14 protein-coding genes and 2 pseudogenes are annotated in these 15,044 nt (G+C 60.9%); 10 read left to right on the forward strand and 6 right to left on the reverse strand.

Annotated elements, in window-relative coordinates; translation table 11 throughout:
* Positions 1 to 41: 41 nt before the first annotated feature.
* Positions 42 to 1,334 (reverse strand): ABC transporter substrate-binding protein, encoded by a 1,293-nt coding sequence (locus tag MUU54_RS14470; protein ID WP_247244725.1) that lies wholly within the window; start codon positions 1,332 to 1,334, stop codon positions 42 to 44.
* A 47-nt stretch (positions 1,335 to 1,381) separates the two neighbouring features.
* Positions 1,382 to 2,470, reverse strand: coding sequence for an ABC transporter ATP-binding protein (locus MUU54_RS14475; RefSeq protein WP_247244726.1), 1,089 nt, complete (start codon positions 2,468 to 2,470; stop codon positions 1,382 to 1,384).
* A 238-nt stretch (positions 2,471 to 2,708) separates the two neighbouring features.
* Between MUU54_RS14475 and MUU54_RS14480 the strand changes: the two genes are divergently transcribed.
* Positions 2,709 to 3,419 carry a GntR family transcriptional regulator gene (locus tag MUU54_RS14480; protein ID WP_247244727.1) on the forward strand — a complete coding sequence of 237 codons (711 nt, stop codon included), beginning with the start codon at positions 2,709 to 2,711 and terminating at the stop codon, positions 3,417 to 3,419.
* Here MUU54_RS14480 and MUU54_RS14485 read toward each other — a convergent pair.
* From MUU54_RS14485 to MUU54_RS14495, 3 genes and pseudogenes are all read right to left on the reverse strand, one after another.
* Positions 3,330 to 3,806: a hypothetical protein gene (locus tag MUU54_RS14485; RefSeq protein ID WP_247244728.1), complete on the reverse strand. Its 477-nt coding sequence runs from the start codon at positions 3,804 to 3,806 to the stop codon at positions 3,330 to 3,332. The two genes, MUU54_RS14480 and MUU54_RS14485, sit on opposite strands and share 90 nt — an antisense overlap.
* Positions 3,806 to 4,006, reverse strand: a complete 201-nt coding sequence (locus MUU54_RS14490; RefSeq protein WP_247244875.1) for a hypothetical protein — start codon at positions 4,004 to 4,006, stop codon at positions 3,806 to 3,808. The genes MUU54_RS14485 and MUU54_RS14490 overlap by 1 nt, the downstream gene beginning before the upstream one ends.
* A gap of 16 nt (positions 4,007 to 4,022) precedes the next feature.
* A pseudogene (locus tag MUU54_RS14495) lies at positions 4,023 to 4,331 on the reverse strand (amidohydrolase family protein); the annotation flags it as partial.
* On the opposite strand from MUU54_RS14495, the pseudogene MUU54_RS14500 reads away from it, so the two are divergent.
* The 4 genes and pseudogenes from MUU54_RS14500 to MUU54_RS14520 all read left to right on the forward strand — a co-directional run.
* Positions 4,329 to 4,520, forward strand: a pseudogene (locus MUU54_RS14500) (3-hydroxyacyl-CoA dehydrogenase); the annotation flags it as partial. The pseudogenes MUU54_RS14495 and MUU54_RS14500 overlap by 3 nt on opposite strands.
* Positions 4,521 to 5,116: 596 nt before the next feature.
* Positions 5,117 to 5,758, forward strand: coding sequence for an acyl-CoA dehydrogenase family protein (locus MUU54_RS14510; protein WP_247244730.1), 642 nt, complete (start codon positions 5,117 to 5,119; stop codon positions 5,756 to 5,758).
* Positions 5,759 to 5,822: 64 nt separating this feature from the next.
* Entirely contained in the window at positions 5,823 to 6,137 is a 315-nt protein-coding gene (locus tag MUU54_RS14515; RefSeq protein ID WP_247244731.1) for a hypothetical protein, read from the forward strand.
* A 68-nt stretch (positions 6,138 to 6,205) separates the two neighbouring features.
* Complete coding sequence (locus tag MUU54_RS14520; RefSeq protein ID WP_247244732.1) at positions 6,206 to 6,439, forward strand: hypothetical protein; 234 nt, start codon at positions 6,206 to 6,208, stop codon at positions 6,437 to 6,439.
* A 45-nt stretch (positions 6,440 to 6,484) separates the two neighbouring features.
* Here the strand turns inward: MUU54_RS14520 and MUU54_RS14525 are convergent, their stop codons facing one another.
* Positions 6,485 to 7,126 (reverse strand): GntR family transcriptional regulator, encoded by a 642-nt coding sequence (locus tag MUU54_RS14525; RefSeq protein WP_312038832.1) that lies wholly within the window; start codon positions 7,124 to 7,126, stop codon positions 6,485 to 6,487.
* A 311-nt stretch (positions 7,127 to 7,437) separates the two neighbouring features.
* Here MUU54_RS14525 and MUU54_RS14530 point away from each other — a divergent pair, with 311 nt between their 5' ends.
* From MUU54_RS14530 to MUU54_RS14550, 5 genes are read left to right on the forward strand one after another with little or no spacing between them, the layout of a single operon-like run.
* The gene (locus tag MUU54_RS14530) at positions 7,438 to 8,208 is read left to right on the forward strand and encodes a LamB/YcsF family protein (protein WP_247244734.1); all 771 of its coding nucleotides are present in this window, start codon (positions 7,438 to 7,440) and stop codon (positions 8,206 to 8,208) included.
* Between the two features lie 50 nt (positions 8,209 to 8,258).
* Positions 8,259 to 9,866, forward strand: a complete 1,608-nt coding sequence (gene pxpB / locus MUU54_RS14535; protein ID WP_247244863.1) for a 5-oxoprolinase subunit PxpB — start codon at positions 8,259 to 8,261, stop codon at positions 9,864 to 9,866.
* The gene (locus tag MUU54_RS14540) at positions 9,863 to 11,641 is read left to right on the forward strand and encodes an acetyl/propionyl/methylcrotonyl-CoA carboxylase subunit alpha (protein ID WP_247244735.1); all 1,779 of its coding nucleotides are present in this window, start codon (positions 9,863 to 9,865) and stop codon (positions 11,639 to 11,641) included. Before pxpB ends, MUU54_RS14540 begins: the two co-directional genes overlap by 4 nt.
* Position 11,642: 1 nt before the next feature.
* Positions 11,643 to 13,463 (forward strand): ABC transporter ATP-binding protein, encoded by a 1,821-nt coding sequence (locus MUU54_RS14545; protein WP_247244736.1) that lies wholly within the window; start codon positions 11,643 to 11,645, stop codon positions 13,461 to 13,463.
* A 52-nt stretch (positions 13,464 to 13,515) separates the two neighbouring features.
* Positions 13,516 to 15,039, forward strand: a complete 1,524-nt coding sequence (locus MUU54_RS14550) for an ABC transporter substrate-binding protein (RefSeq protein WP_446676983.1) — start codon at positions 13,516 to 13,518, stop codon at positions 15,037 to 15,039.
* Positions 15,040 to 15,044: the final 5 nt, after the last annotated feature.

Consider the following 15,044-nt stretch of genomic DNA (forward strand, 5'->3'; position numbering starts at 1 on the left):
GTTAAGGAGGCGGCCGGCGGCTTGCACCGGCCGCGAGGTTATCAGGCTGCGATGAACTCGTTCCAGCGGCGGACCATGTACCGGTCTTCGTCCATAACCGAGTTCCAGCAGGCGACGTGGCCCATGCGATCTTCGAAGGAACCACCGTCACGGACGGCACCGGCCTTTTCCATGACCTTGCCCTCCGGAGAGAGGATATCACCTTGAGCCGGCTTGCCCTCGATCCAGTAGCCCCATTCATCGGCCGACATGTATTCCCTGGCGGTATCCATACAGGCGGAATAGTAGCCCTGGCGGTTGAGGTAGCCGCCGACCCAGCCGGAAGTGTACCAGTTGATGTACTCGTAGGCCGCATCGAGTTGCGCGCCCGACAGGTGCGAGGCGAGACCGAGGCCGCCGCCCCAAGAGCGATAACCTTCCTTGAGCGGCTGATACTTACAGGCAATCCCCTTGGAGCGGACGGCGGCAACGGCTGGCGACCACATGGACTGGATCACCACTTCGCCCGAAGCCATAAGGTTGACCGACTCGTCGAAGGACTTCCAGAAGGCGCGGAACTGGCCGTCCTGCTTGGCCTTGATGAGGAAATCGATCGTGGCGTCGATCTCTTCCTTGGTCATGTTGCCCTTGTCGGCATATTTGATGTTGCCCATGGCTTCCATGATCATCGCTGCGTCCATGATGCCGATCGAGGGGATGTTCAGGATCGAGGTCTTACCCTTGAATGCTGGATCCATGATGTCGGCCCAGGTGGTGATCTCGCGGCCGACGAGATCTGGCCGGATGCCGAGCGTATCGGCATTGTAGATAGTCGGCATCATGGTGAAGAACTCGGTCTCGCCCGACGCGAAGGTCTTGGCGTCTTTGCTTTCGACATAGCCGACGGTGTGCGGCGCCGTGCCCTGCGCAATGACGCTGTCGGGCGTGAGCTTGCCGGTTTTGAAGAGCGGCACGACCTTGTCGTAATATTTCAGCTTCGCGGTTTCCATTGGCTGGATCACGCCCGTCGGATAGACCTTCTTCAGGATCCAATATTCGATGTCGGCGATGTCGTAGGAATTCGGCTGCGTCACGGCGCGCTGCGCGGCCGCGTCAGAATCCGTCGCCGTCATCTCAAGCGTGATGCCAAGGTCCTTTTTGCACTGCTCGGCGATTGCATTGATGTTCGAGACGCCGGTGCCGAACTGACGAAGGGTGATGTTCGACTGGGCCCAGATGGTCGGGAAACCGGTGATGGCGCCCGAGCCGGCTGCCAGGCCTGCTGCTGCTGCACCCGTCTTGAGAAGGGCGCGTCGGGAGATGGCTTTTTTTTCTGCGTTCTGGGTAGTGGTCATTTTCGTTCTCCTCTGTTGGCTGTGGCCATTTTTCTTTGTTTGTGAAGTTAGTGCTGGGTGCGTCCGAGGACGATGACATCCTCCCTTTCCCAGCAAAGAGGCAGTGCTTCGCCGACACGGATGGGATTGGCGAAGAAATCCCGGTCACGAAGCAGTATGGTGAAATCCTCTAGCCCGGCTCCGGCGACGGTGAGCTTTACCGAGGCGCCGCGGTACTCGATGTTGCTCACGGAGCCGGTGAAGCCGAGGCCGTTTATGTCCTCGGTTCCGATCCGGACGCGATCGGTGCGGATGGCGAAATCTGCCGTTTCGCTGAAGGGCGTGCTGTTATCCCAGGCGACGAACGTGCCACCCTGTGGGACAGCGATGGTCATGACTCCGTTCCGGTGGTCGGTGATGCGCCCGGAGATGACGTTGTGGTCGCCCATGAACCTTGCGACGAATGCGGTCGCCGGCTGCTCGAAGACCGTCCGTGGCGGAGCGGCCTGTTCGATTCGGCCATCGTTCATGACGACGATTAGGTCGGCGAGCGCCATCGCTTCTTCCTGACTGTGGGTCACGTGAACGAAGGTGATCCCCAGCGACGTTTGAAGCTTCTTCAGTTCGGCCCGCATCCGAACCTTGAGGAAGGGATCAAGCGCGGAAAGGGGCTCGTCGAGAAGGAGTGCCTGAGGGTTGGTTATAAGCGCGCGCGCCAGCGCGACGCGCTGTTGCTGGCCGCCGGAGAGCTGCGCCGGCTTGCGCGTCGCATAGGCCTGAAGCTCCATCAATTCGAGCATTTCCATGGCCTTTGCCTGGCGCTCGGGCTTAGGCACTCCCTTCATCTTTAGGCTGAAGGCGACGTTGTCAACCAGGTCGAGATGCGGGAAGAGGGCGTAGGACTGGAACATCATGGCCGTTCCGCGCCGCGCTGGAGGCAAGTCCGTCACCACGATATTGCCCAGGCGAACGTCGCCGCTGCTGATCGTCTCATGCCCGGCAATCATTCGCAGCGTAGAGGTCTTGCCGCATCCGGAAGGACCGAGCAAACAGCAATAGGTCCCACCCGGGATCTTGAGGCTTATGGCTTCCACCGCGGTGGTGGTGCCATAGACCTTGGTTACGGATGCGATGTCTATTTCAGATGCTTTGCTCATCTCTGTTCCCCTGCAATGACTTCAATGCAGGGACCGTGCCAGATCGGAGAAGACTGTTGGCGCCGGCTAAAGCAGGAGGAGAAAAGGCTCTTTCTGATCCACAAGCACCTGGGACTGCAGAACTTGCGCAAAATCACGACAGGGACATGGCGAAATTGTATGCAATCGTAGCCACGTTTCGTGGACACTTGGCAGGTGATGGAGGAGCCTGTAGGAGAATGCGATCCAGGAACTCACGATGAACATCCAGAAAGACATCAAGTCCGCCGAGCCTGCCGGTGAAGATCGCTCGCTCGCCATTCGCGATGCGCTCCGCAACGCGATCATCGACAGACGGCTGGCGCCTGCGACCAAACTCACGGAGAGTGAGGTCGGTTCGCTCTTTGGCGTAAGCCGCACCGTCGCACGTGCAGGGTTGCAGATGCTATCTTTCGAAGGCCTTGTCCGGCTGGAGCGTAACCGCGGGGCGTTTGTCGCCAATCCTTCACCAGAAGAGGCTCAACACGTCTTTGCATCGCGGCGTCTGATTGAGCCCGGCGTGATCTCCGCGGTAGTAGGACGGTTCACTTCGGAGATGGCGGAGGTGCTGCGTGAACAGCTTCATGAAGAAAGCCGCTATCTCAGTGAACGAGGGGCCGTAGCACGACGCGCGGAGATCAAGACATCCGGCGACTTCCACCTTCTGCTGGCGTCCATGAGCGGAAACGCAATTCTGGAGCGCTTCATGGATGAACTGGTTGCTCGCTCGTCGCTCGTCATCGCTCTTTATGGGCGGTCTGGTACGTCAAGTTGCGGTCACAGTGAACATCTCGCCATCCTGGACGCGCTGGAACGGCGCGACGAGCAGGAAGCCAAGCGCCTAATGCTTCACCACATCGACCACATCGAAGAGGACCTTGATCTTCAGGCGCGAAGTGCGACGCGCTTGAAAGATGCCCTGGCGATTTAACTGGCTAGGAAAGGTGCAGGATGCTTCACGTGGCGTCAGAAGAGGACTTGCGGGAGACTGAGCACGATCACAGGGAACGCGATGATCAGCGCTACGACGGCGATATCCGCCAGGATGAACGGAAGCACGCCCTTGAAGACCTGCACAACCGTAGAGGCTGATGCCCTCCGACTTCAGCACCGGCAGGGTGACGAGCATTGCGCCGAAGGGCTCCATGAACAAACCGAGGATCAGGTAGATGACGACGATGATCGTCGTCAGCTTTCCGCAGCCGAGATCGGCGTCGGCGACGAAGGAGCCGATGAAGGAGGAGAGGCCGGTTATTCCGAGGAAGCGGGTAAACATCGACTCGCCGATGCCGATGAAGAAGAGCGAGGCGCAAGTCATCAAAGTCTCGAGCAGCGAGATGGGACGACGTCCGCCGCCAATTTTCTGATTACGGCTGCGAGCACGATAGTCAGGCCGGCATGAAAGGCGACGAAGCCCATCAGCAGGAACATCGGCACGGCACTCATCGTCCAGCTGGCAACGAAGCTATACGGGGTGGAGGTAATTATCCCGAGTGCAGGCTGGAACCCCAGAAGCATCGAGATGCCGCCGAACGCCGGACATGTCGATATAGACGTTCGGCTTGTGGGGTTGCGACAGACAGCGCCTCCTCCTGCCAGGGGAAGGAGGGGTGCGCCAGGATGATCGGCATGTCAGGAAAATCGGCAGCAACATCATCGAGATGGATGGGATTCGTACTTCAGGCGCATTCCCATGCCGCCGCGCATGCCGGCGCCCAAACCCGTTTGTCCAGTGTGGAAAAGGGTGATTGCTCCTTCTTCGGCGATTGCCTCATAGAGGCAGGTAGGCGCCGCGATCGTTGGGAAAGAAGCCCTGCATGGTTGGGTGGAACTTGAACCCCTTTTCCTGACGCCCCTCTTACCGGAACTGCCTGTCGAGGCGCAGGAAGGCCTCGCGGCCTCCATCCCCTATCCGACGCGGCTGGGGGATCCTTCTGAATTCGCCGATACCGTGCGCTTCCTGATCGAGAACCAGTACGTCAATGGTGAAGTGATCCGCCTTGACGGGGGAATCCGAATGCAGCCGCGGTGAAAGCCATGGGCTTTGCTGACCAGGCGCAGCGGACCCTAAGTATTCTACGTGCCACGCCGGGCTGGCAACGGCTGCAGCAGAGGGGGGATCTGGACGATGATACGGTTTGGCGATCCTCGAGGAGGCGGCGAGGCTTTCCAAAGCTTTTCTTGCGCCACTGAACACTGTCGGCGACCGGACAGGCGCGCGGCTGGTCGAAGGACGGCTAAACATGCCGCCGTGCTTCGGCGAGGCTTACACGCGTTACGCAGAAGCGAGCTGGCTGGGTATGGACGTGGCTGCATCGTACAGCGGCAGGGGCTTGCCGCTAACGCTCGCCGCTGCCTGCGGGCCATTATTCGAACCGGGATGCGTGGCTTTAATGATGGCTGCCGGCTCGACACGCGCGGCCGCGCATCTGCTTTCTGAAAGCGCACCTGAGGATCTTGCAGAGGAGTGGGTTCCGAAACTGCTCGGCGGTGAATGGTCGCGACGATCTGCATTTCGGAGGCGGATGCTGGCTCGGACGTCGGACGGATCCGCACCCGGGCGGAGTGCCGGGACGGGATCTGGGGATCACCAGTCAGAAGACCTGGATCTCGTTTGGCGATCACGACATGAGCGGGCGCATCGGACACTGCCACCTGGCCCGGACGAGTAACGCGCCCGGCACCCGGGGCATCAGCTTGTTCCTCGTGCCGAGCAAGATCGGTGAAGGCTCGAACGGGATCTCCGTCGATCGAATCGAGGAGAAGATGGGGCTGCATGCTTCGCCCACCTGTACATTGAGCTTCGCCGGCGCCCGCGGCGTCCTGATCGGTGAGGAAGGGTGGGGCTTGCCGCAATTCTTCTCCATGATCGAACTCATGCGGCTGCGGACCGGCTGCCAGGGGCTCGGAATTGCCTCCGCTGCTGTCGACGTGGCGGAAGGATATGCGCGGGAGCGGCGGCAGGGCGGCCCGCCGGGGCAACCTCCTGTGCCGATTGATGAGCATCCTGATGTGAGGCGGCTATTGCACGAGATGCGGCATCAGACGGAGGTGTTGCGCGCGGCCATGCTGGAACTGGCGACAGTCATGGGTCTGGCTCGTCTGGAGGAGGATGAGGACCTTCGGAGGGAGATGAGCGATCTTGCTGGCTGGATGCTGCCGCTGGTGAAGAACTTCGGCGCGGCGATTGGGTTCGAGGTGGCGAATGCCGGAATTCAGGTTCTCGGCGGAGCTCGTACCACTGCGTTTCCCAGCAGGCTACACGCGTGACTGACGGCTCGAGCAGTACCTCAGGGACTCGCGCGTGATGGCTATCTACGAAGGCACCACGGGAATGCAGGCGCTCGATTTCCTGATGCGGCGCCTGCGGCTCGATAAGGGAAGGGGGCTCAGGGCGTTTCAGCGGAGGGTAACCGGCGAAATACAGGCTCTTTACCAGGTGGATGATCCATCGGTGGTGGAGGCGCTCCGGTCCTTGGCCGATTTCACCTCTGTCAGTCAAAGGATGGCTGAACTGGAGGCCAATCGGGAGCAGGCCCATTTTGAAGCGAACGACTATCTTCGCGCCGCATGGCAGGCTGTGGTCGCATGGATGGCGGTGCGTCTCGAACGCTTTAACCAGCGGCGGCTCGATCAGCGATCTGGCTGATGGCACATTGCGTACCCTCCCTTGGAACAATCGCCCTCTTGTCAGGTTTTCGCTGCTGTGGAGGGCCCATGCCGGAATTTCGTCTACTGATCGCAGATCATCGAGAGAGTGAGGTCACCATTGATGTCGATGACTCCGCGGAGGCGATGAATGCCGGCTTCAATGCACTCGCACAGTTCGCCTGCCGCAACTTTCCGCCGCCAGAGAATGTTGAGATCACGGTGTCGGACGCTGACAATCAGCCGGTCGGCAAGCTGAAGATGAGCTTCGAAGTCACTTGGGCCAAAAACGCTAGTGCCTGATCCATCTTTGAGTTGCTGCCGCGCCCCCCCCCCCCGAAGTGGCTCTTAGGGGCTGCCGGCGACGCGGCTATAGGCGCCGAGGATAAAGCGTTCGGCCTGGAAGAGGTAAGCTTCGAGCGTCTCTGCGGCGAGCGCTGCGTTTCCTTCTTCCAATTGCGTGACAATGGTCCGGTTCTGGTCGATGAATGGCCCGTGGAGGAATTCCGGGTCGCGCAGGAGGCCGAAGACAAGGCGGAGTTCCAGGGAGATTTGTCTGTAGAAGTCGCTGAGCCGCAGGCTGTCGGCAAGCTCGACGACCGACGCGTGAAAGACGATGTCGGCACTTCCGACCCCAAGCCAGTCTTTGCTTTCCCGGCACATATGCGCGGTATCAACTGCCTCACGCATCTTTCTCGCCGCCGGATGCCTCGGGTGAGCTTGCCGCAGAGCCGGACATTCGATGAGCCGACGAACCCGGTAGATGTCGATGATGGTGGACATGCTTGGCGTGGAGACGAAGACGCCACGATTGGCCTCGTAACGAAGCAGGCCCTCCTTCGTCAGCAGTCGAAAGACTTCTCGCAACGTGTTGCGGGAAACCTGCAGATCTTCGGTCAGGTGGCTCTCCGAAAGGTGGCTACCGGGAACGAGCACGCCAGAGATGACGCGTTCACGAATGCTGGCGGCGACACTTTCGGCGACGGTCACGCCGTTGTCCAAGCCGCTCCCGTTCCCGCGACGCGAGCGCCTTGCAGTTTCAGCTCCTTGCTCGGGCAAACCCGGCAGATCAGTTTCTTCCTGCTTCTTGCCCATTCCTAACGCCCCCGCTGCTCACTGCCATTCGCAGGAAAGTCAAACAATTTCAATAGTAGGAAGCTTCCATCAGTTATGAGAGATGATCCACGGTTGGTGCTCATTTGAGCAAGTGTAGCGCAATTTGTAAAAATTGTTCAACAGTCTGGACAGCATTGTCGTGACTTGGTAGCGTTCACGTCAAGAGTGGGTGGGGCTTGGCAAACGTGCGGGTAATCGATCTCAACAGCGACCTTGGCGAGAGCTTCGGCCCATGGAGCATGGGCGAAGACGCTGCCATGCTGGATCTGGTGAGCAGTGCCAACGTGGCATGCGGGTTTCACGCAGGCGATCCCGCCGGTATCTTGCGGACAGTCAGGGCAGCTAAAGAGCGCGGCATCGCAATCGGCGCCCATTTGGGCTACCGCGACCTCGTCGGCTTTGGTCGGCGCAACATTGATCCGACGAGCGAAGAGCTGATCGGCGACGTGATCTACCAGATCGGTGCGCTGAAGGGACTGGCCGCGGCAGCCGGCACGAAGGTAACCTACGTCAAGCCGCACGGTGCCTTGTACAACACGATTGCCGCAGATCGCCGGCAGGCTGCGGACGTGATCAATGCTATCCGTGCCGTCGACCCCGATCTTATCCTCGTCGCGCTCTCCGGATCCCCCATTGTCGCGCAGGCGCGGAATGCAGGGCTCACGGTGGTTGCCGAGGCTTTTGCCGATCGCGCCTATACCCCAAGCGGCGCGCTCGTCTCGCGGCGCGAGCCTGGTGCAGTGCTCCATGATCCCGAACTCGTTGCGGAGCGCATGCTGCGGCTCGTGACGGAAGGCACTGTAGAAGCCATCGACGGCTCCATGACCAGGATTGATGTTCAGACGATCTGCGTTCACGGTGACAGCCCGGGGGCCGTCTCCATGGCGCGCCGCCTGCGCGAGCGTCTCAAGGAAGCGGGTGTCGGAGTGGCGTCCTTCGTTCAGGCCAAGGCTTGAGGTTGTTGATGCAGACTGCTCCCGTCACTCCGTCGCCCATGCAAGGCCCGATGCGTTTCCTGCCCGTGCGGGAGAACTGTGTACTCGTCGAGCTGGCGGATCTGGAGGAGACTCTGGCACTGTACGGGGCTCTCGAAGCGACGCCGGTTGCCGGTGTCCTGGAGGTCATTCCGGCTGCCCGCACGCTCCTCGTTGAGTTCGATCCCGCTGAAGTCTCGGTAGCGTCCCTGCAGTCGGGGCTCGCATCGCTGAGTAACGGCAGCCGCAACGCGCCGTCAGCGGTCGTTGTCGAGATTCCGGTGCGATATGACGGGGAAGACCTGCCGGAGGTGGCGTCCCTGCTTGGGCTGAGCGAGGATGAGGTCATAGAGCTTCATACGGAAAGCGAGTACACCGTCGCCTTCACCGGGTTCGCCCCAGGCTTTGCCTATCTGTCAGGCGGCAATCCGCGTCTTGCGGTGCCGCGGCGGACGTCGCCTCGCACGAGCGTTCCGGCTGGGTCTGTTGGGCTGGCCGGCAAATTCTCTGGCGTCTATCCCAAGAACAGTCCCGGCGGCTGGCAATTGATCGGCTCGACCTCCCTGGAGATGTTTGACATCAATCGGCAGCCGGCAGCCCTTCTTCAGCCCGGCTACCGCGTTCGATTTAAACGTGCGATGGACGCGGGAAGCACAAGCATTGCTCCAGCAAAGGGTTACTCTTCTCCCTTGCGTAAGGAGCGGATGAGAGCGGTGGACCAGGCCTCGATAGAAGTCGTCTCCTGCGCACTCCCCGTTGTCTTTGAGGACGTTGGTCGTGCAGGCCAAGCAAGCCAAGGAATAAGCCGCTCGGGTGCGGCGGACCAGAAAAGCCTGAAGACTGCCAACCGCTTAGTCGGCAACGCGGCCGGGGCAGCGGCGCTGGAAGTTACCCTGGGGGGGCTAGTTTTTCGGATGCGGGGGAGAGGCGAGGTCGCGCTGACCGGGGCCGCAGTTTCCATCTCCATTGCTTCGGCGTCGGGGGAGCGCTTCTCGGCGCCTTTCGGAAAGCCGATTGCGCTCGATGATGGTGATGTTGTGACACTTGGCGCTCCGGCGAGTGGTATTCGGTCCTATCTGGCTGTCCGCGGCGGCTTTGACGTTGAGCCGGTGCTGGGAAGTGTCGCCACGGACACGCTCGCACAAATCGGGCCCTCGCCGGTCGCCGCAGGCGATCTGATCGGAATATGCCAAGCTCGGCCAGGTACTATGGTCTCGACCGAAGATGTGCCATCTCCCCCACTTCCCGCAGCGGGCGAGGAAGTTACTATCGATGTGATCCTTGGTCCGCGAACGGACTGGTTCACGGAAGAAGCTGTCGCGAGCTTCCTGTCGCAGCCCTGGGTCGCCACCGGCCAATCGAGCCGCGTCGGCATTCGCCTGCAGGGCAAGGCGCTCGAGCGAGCGGTGAAGGATGAACTCCCTAGTGAAGCCACCGTTCGCGGGGCGATCCAGGTACCGGCCAGCGGCCAGCCCGTTCTCTTCCTTTCGGACCATCCGCTGACGGGCGGATATCCGGTTATTGCCAACGTCGCCTGCCGTCACCTTGACCTTGCCGGCCAGGTCCCTGTCGGGGCGAAGATCCGTTTCAACGCCGTCGACGGGCCTTTCGGCAGCATTCATCCAGGAAACCGCGCATGAAGAAGGTTCTGATCGCGAACCGGGGCGAAATCGCCGTGCGGATCATCCGCGCCTGCAAGGACTACGGTCTCGCCTCAGTCGCAGTCTATGCCGATGCGGATGCAGCAGCGCTGTTCGTCGAGCAGGCTGATGAGGCGTATGCGCTTGAAGGGTCGAATGCGAAGGAAACTTACCTCGACATCGGCAAACTCATCGCCATTGCCAAGCGTGCCGGCGCCGATGCCGTCCATCCGGGCTACGGGTTTCTGTCGGAACGCTCCGAATTTGCTCAGGCGGTCATCGATGCCGGACTGACATGGATCGGGCCGGATTCGCAGGTGATCGAGGCTCTGGGTGACAAGCTTGAAGCACGGCGGATGGCCCAGAAGGTCGGCGCGCCGCTCGTGGCGGGCAGTGATGGCGCGATCTCCAACTCCGCCGAGGCGCTCACCTTCGCCCGCAGCTTCGGGTTGCCGATTGCGATCAAGGCGGCGCATGGCGGTGGCGGTCGCGGCCTGAAGGTTGCTCGCCACCTCGATGAGGTGGAGGAGATGTTCGAATCTGCCACCCGTGAGGCCGTCGCCGCCTTCGGCCGCGGGGAGTGCTACGTCGAGCAATATCTCGATCGCCCGCGCCACATCGAGGCGCAGGTGCTGGCGGATCGTCAGGGCAATGTCGTCGTGGTGGGAACGCGGGATTGCTCGCTGCAGCGGCGCAACCAGAAACTGGTCGAGGAGGCGCCGGCACCTTTTCTGTCGACGGAACAGCGGGAAAGGATCCACCAGGCTGCCCGAGATATTTGTGCAGAAGCCGGTTACACCGGTGCAGGTACCGTCGAGTTTCTGCTGAGTACCGACGGGGTCATCTCCTTCCTTGAGGTCAACGCCAGGTTGCAGGTGGAGCATCCGGTCACGGAAGAGACGACCGGTCTCGATCTGGTGATCGAACAGTTCCGGATCGCCGAAGGCCTGCCACTCAGCTTCACCGAAACGCCGGAGCCACGTGGGCACGCGATCGAATTCCGCATCAACATGGAGGATCCGGGCAGGGGCTTTTTGCCCTCTGCGGGGGATATCAAGCAGTTCAAGGCTCCTGCGGGCCCCGGAGTTCGTCTGGAATCGGGCATCGGCAGCGGATCGACGATCCCGCCGATGTTCGACTCGCTTGCCGCAAAGCTGATCGTCTGGGGACCGACACGGGTGGCCGCCCTCGCACGCTCGCGCCGGGCGCTTGCCGAATTCAAGATAGAGGGCGTGCCTTCCGTTCTGCCTTTCCATCGAGCGGTGGTCGATCATCCGGATTTTGCCGGCGACGAGTTTCGCGTCCACACCCGCTGGATTGAGAACGACTTCGCAGCAGATCTCGTGGCCGCCGCGCGACCAGCTCAGCCGGCAGCGCAGAGCATCCTTCGAAGCACCGTCGAGATCGATGGCAAAAAGGTCAGCATCGGTCTGCCGGCCAAATTTCTTGCTCTGTTGGGGCAGGTGCCTTTGTCGCCGACCCCTGTCGGCCAGTCGGTCGAAACGGAAGCAGATGAGAATGCTGTTCGCGCACCCGTACCTGGCACGCTCGTCCAGTGGAACGTTGCCGATGGCGACGAGGTCCGGGAGGGCGAGATCGTAGCGATAATGGATGCGATGAAGATGGAAACCTCTGTGGCTGCCCTAGCGACAGGCGTCATCTCGATGCTGGTGCCGGCCGGTTCCTTCCAGAATGCCGGCGCCGTCATTGCTCGACTGGCGCCTGCCGGCAAAGCAGAGGCCGCTTGCGAAGAGCAGAAGAGCGGGAGAAGCTGAGATGACGATTAAACAGGCAAAGCCGCTGCTGGCCGTCGAAGGGTTGAGCGTCGAGTTCGGCAATAGCCGTGTCGTAGACGATCTCTCCTTCGTGGTCCAACCCGGCAAGACAGTTGCGATCGTCGGGGAGTCCGGTTCCGGCAAGTCCGTGACCTCGCTGTCGATCATGCGCCTGGCTGACACCATGGGTGCGAAATTCGCCGCAGGCCGCATCGTCTTCGGCGATCGAGATCTGTTGAAGGCTTCGCAGAAAGAGATGCGCACCATCCGCGGCAAGGAGATCGCGATGATCTTCCAGGAGCCGATGACGTCGCTCAACCCGGTGTTCACCATCGGTGACCAGATCTGCGAAGTCCTTATGCTGCACGAGAAGATGGGCAAGGCTGCGGCCATGGCCGAGGCGCGGCGGCTTCTCGACATGGTGCGTCTGCCGGACTCCGAGCAGCTTCTGAAGCGCTATCCGCACCAGCTCTCCGGCGGAATGCGGCAGCGCGTGATGATCGCGATGGCCCTTGCCTGCCGACCGATGCTCTTGATCGCTGACGAGCCGACGACAGCGCTCGACGTCACGATCCAGGCCCAGATCCTGACGATCATGCGGGAACTGCAAAAAGATCTCGGCATGGGGATGGTCTTCATCACTCACGACATGGGCGTTGTCGCCGAAATGGCGGACGAGGTCGTGGTGATGTGGAAAGGCAAGAAGGTCGAGCAGGGGCCGGTGTCGCAGATATTCGCCGATCCTCAGCATCCCTACACCCGCACCCTTCTTGCGGCCGTGCCTCGCCTCGGCAGCATGACAGGAGAAGAATTCCCGAAGCGGCTGCCGCTGACCGTTCTTGAGAATGACGTCCCGACGGTGGTCGGCGAGGAAAGGGTGCAGGATACGGCGCGCTATAACGATGTGCCGCTTCTCTCCGTCAAGGATCTATTCGTTCGCTTTGATATGCGCAAGACGATGCTGGGCAAGGTCACCCATCGACTGAGTGCGGTGTCGAAGGCCGGCTTCGACATCTATCCGGGGGAGACGCTGGCGCTCGTTGGCGAATCCGGTTCCGGCAAGTCGACCATCGGCCGGACGATCCAGCAGTTGCAGACGGCCCACTTGGGAGAAATCTCCTTCAACGGCAGGAGCTATTCGGCAATGTCAGCGGCCGACCGCTTCCGCATGCGCCAGGAGGTTCAGTACATCTTCCAGGACCCGTTTGCCTCTCTCGACCCGCGTAAGACGGTCGGGTTTTCGATCGCCGAGCCGATCAACACGCATGGGCTGGTCTCCGGTGGCAAGGCAGTGCGTCGGCGGGTCGACGAACTGCTGGAGCGGGTTGGTCTTAGTTCCGCTCATGCCGACAGATATCCGCACGAGTTCTCCGGCGGCCAGCGCCAGCGCATCTGCATCGCCCGCGCTCTTGCCTCGGATCCCAAGCTAATCATTGCGGACGAGGCGCTGTCGGCACTCGACGTCTCGATCCAGGCGCAGATCATCAATCTGTTCATGGATCTGCAGGCGGAACGTGGCCTGGCCTACCTCTTCATCAGCCATGACATGGCCGTCGTGGAGAAAATGAGCCACCGCGTGGCAGTCCTCTATCTCGGACAGATCATGGAGATGGGAAGCCGGCGCCAGATATTCGAGACGCCCCGACACGCCTATACCCGCCGGCTGCTGTCTGCGGTCCCGGTGGCCGATCCGTCCGCCGAACGCAATGTCACACTGATGGAAGGGGAAATCCCCAATCCCGTTCGCCGTGTCGGCGACGAGCCCGCAATCCTCGCGCATGAGGAGATCGATCCAGGCCACTTTGTTGCGAAGAGTGCCTGAACAACCGCGAAAAAATCGCACGCATCTGAAGAGGAACAGGTACATGAGAATAATGAAACGGGGACTTCTGCCCGCTTTCGTCGCGCTCGCGATGACGGGAACGGCCTTCACGGCTCCGGCGCATGCCGAAGGCAAACTGACGCTGTCCAGCTCCCAGGACCCGGGCAGCTGGGATCCGATCGACACCTTCCTGGTCGCCTGGGCGGCCGTGTCGACCAACATCTTTGAAGGGTTGACCTATCGTGGCCCGGATATGGAGCTGGTCCCTGGCCTGGCTGAAAGCTGGGAAGAACTCGACGAAGGAAAGCGTATCCGATTCAAGCTTCGCCAGAACGTTTCCTTCCACAACGGCGAGCCCTTCAACGCGGAAGCGGTGAAGTACACCTTCGACCGCCTGCTCGGCGAAGAGGGTGCCAAGGGCCCGCAGCGGTCGAACTACGTTGCGGTTGAAAGCGTCGAGGTCATCGATGACTACACGGTCGACATGAAGCTTTCGACGCCCGACCCGGTTCTGCTGACGAAGCTTGCCGGCTATGGCGCCATGATCGTGCCGCCGAAGTACATCGAGGAGAAGGGCGAAGATTTCTTCAACCTCAACCCTGTCGGCACCGGCCCTTTCAAGTTCGTCTCCTACGAGCCGAAGGTCGGCATCAAGCTCGAGGCCTTCCAGGACTACTGGGGCGGAGCGCCCAAGCTTTCGGAACTCGAATATCGCTTCATTACCGAGCCGGCGACCGCCGTTGCCGAACTGCAGGCCGGCCGCGTCGATATCGTGATCCCGCCCATCATCCCGATCGGCATGATCCCCGTCATCGACGCTGATCCGAACCTGGAAGTGGTGAGCGTTCCCGGTCCGACTGTAGATGCCCTGCGTTTCAATACGCGCGACGGCATCACGGCAGATCCGAAGGTCCGCAAGGCGATCATTATGGCGGTGGATCGCAAGACGATCGTCGATTCCATCCTGGCCGGACAGGGCGCCGAAATCGCGACATTCCAGAGCGCGCTTTCCTTCGGTCATGACGAAGAGCTCGCTCCGCTTCCTTACGATCCGGAAGCGTCAAAGAAGCTTCTCAAAGAAGCCGGGGTCGAACCGGGCGAGAGCCTGCAGATCGACATCCGCGGAAACGACGCCACGATGAATGAAGTGGCGCAGGTCGTGGCAAGCTACCTGCAGATGGTCGGTCTCAATGCTACCATCAAGCCTTACGAGACCAACGTGCTGCTGAACGACATCATCCCCCAGGGCAAGACCGGCGCGATGTTCCAGCAGAAGTGGGGCGGCTGGACCTTCGACTACGACAACACCGCTTACTCGATGTACCACTCGGGCGAGAAGTGGAACCCGTATGAGAAGGATGAGACGCTCGACAAGCTCCTGGAGTCCCAGCGCCCACTCACCGATCGCGCAGAGCGTGAGCGGATCCTCAAGGAGATCGGTGCCTATGTTGCCGACCGCGCACTTGAGCTTCCGCTCTACAACACGAACGCGATCTATGGCGTGTCTAAGCGAGTGAACAACTTCATCGCTCCGCCGGACAACCGTCTGAAGCTTGACGACGTCACCGTCGAATAAGCGTC

Origin of the sequence: Pseudorhizobium tarimense (assembly GCF_022968135.1) — a bacterium.
Taxonomy (GTDB): Bacteria; Pseudomonadota; Alphaproteobacteria; order Rhizobiales; family Rhizobiaceae; genus Neorhizobium; species Neorhizobium tarimense.

Bases quoted from the DNA above. Each gene is read 5' to 3' on its own strand.
- MUU54_RS14470 (WP_247244725.1), bottom strand. From the start codon at position 1,334: ATGACCACTACCCAGAACGCAGAAAAAAAAGCCATCTCCCGACGCGCC.
- MUU54_RS14475 (WP_247244726.1), bottom strand. From the start codon at position 2,470: ATGAGCAAAGCATCTGAAATAGACATCGCATCCGTAACCAAGGTCTAT.
- MUU54_RS14480 (WP_247244727.1), top strand. From the start codon at position 2,709: ATGAACATCCAGAAAGACATCAAGTCCGCCGAGCCTGCCGGTGAAGAT.
- MUU54_RS14485 (WP_247244728.1), bottom strand. From the start codon at position 3,806: ATGACTTGCGCCTCGCTCTTCTTCATCGGCATCGGCGAGTCGATGTTT.
- MUU54_RS14490 (WP_247244875.1), bottom strand. From the start codon at position 4,006: ATGCTTCTGGGGTTCCAGCCTGCACTCGGGATAATTACCTCCACCCCG.
- MUU54_RS14510 (WP_247244730.1), top strand. From the start codon at position 5,117: ATGAGCGGGCGCATCGGACACTGCCACCTGGCCCGGACGAGTAACGCG.
- MUU54_RS14515 (WP_247244731.1), top strand. From the start codon at position 5,823: ATGCAGGCGCTCGATTTCCTGATGCGGCGCCTGCGGCTCGATAAGGGA.
- MUU54_RS14520 (WP_247244732.1), top strand. From the start codon at position 6,206: ATGCCGGAATTTCGTCTACTGATCGCAGATCATCGAGAGAGTGAGGTC.
- pxpB (WP_247244863.1), top strand. From the start codon at position 8,259: ATGCGTTTCCTGCCCGTGCGGGAGAACTGTGTACTCGTCGAGCTGGCG.
- MUU54_RS14540 (WP_247244735.1), top strand. From the start codon at position 9,863: ATGAAGAAGGTTCTGATCGCGAACCGGGGCGAAATCGCCGTGCGGATC.
- MUU54_RS14545 (WP_247244736.1), top strand. From the start codon at position 11,643: ATGACGATTAAACAGGCAAAGCCGCTGCTGGCCGTCGAAGGGTTGAGC.
- MUU54_RS14550 (WP_446676983.1), top strand. From the start codon at position 13,516: ATGAAACGGGGACTTCTGCCCGCTTTCGTCGCGCTCGCGATGACGGGA.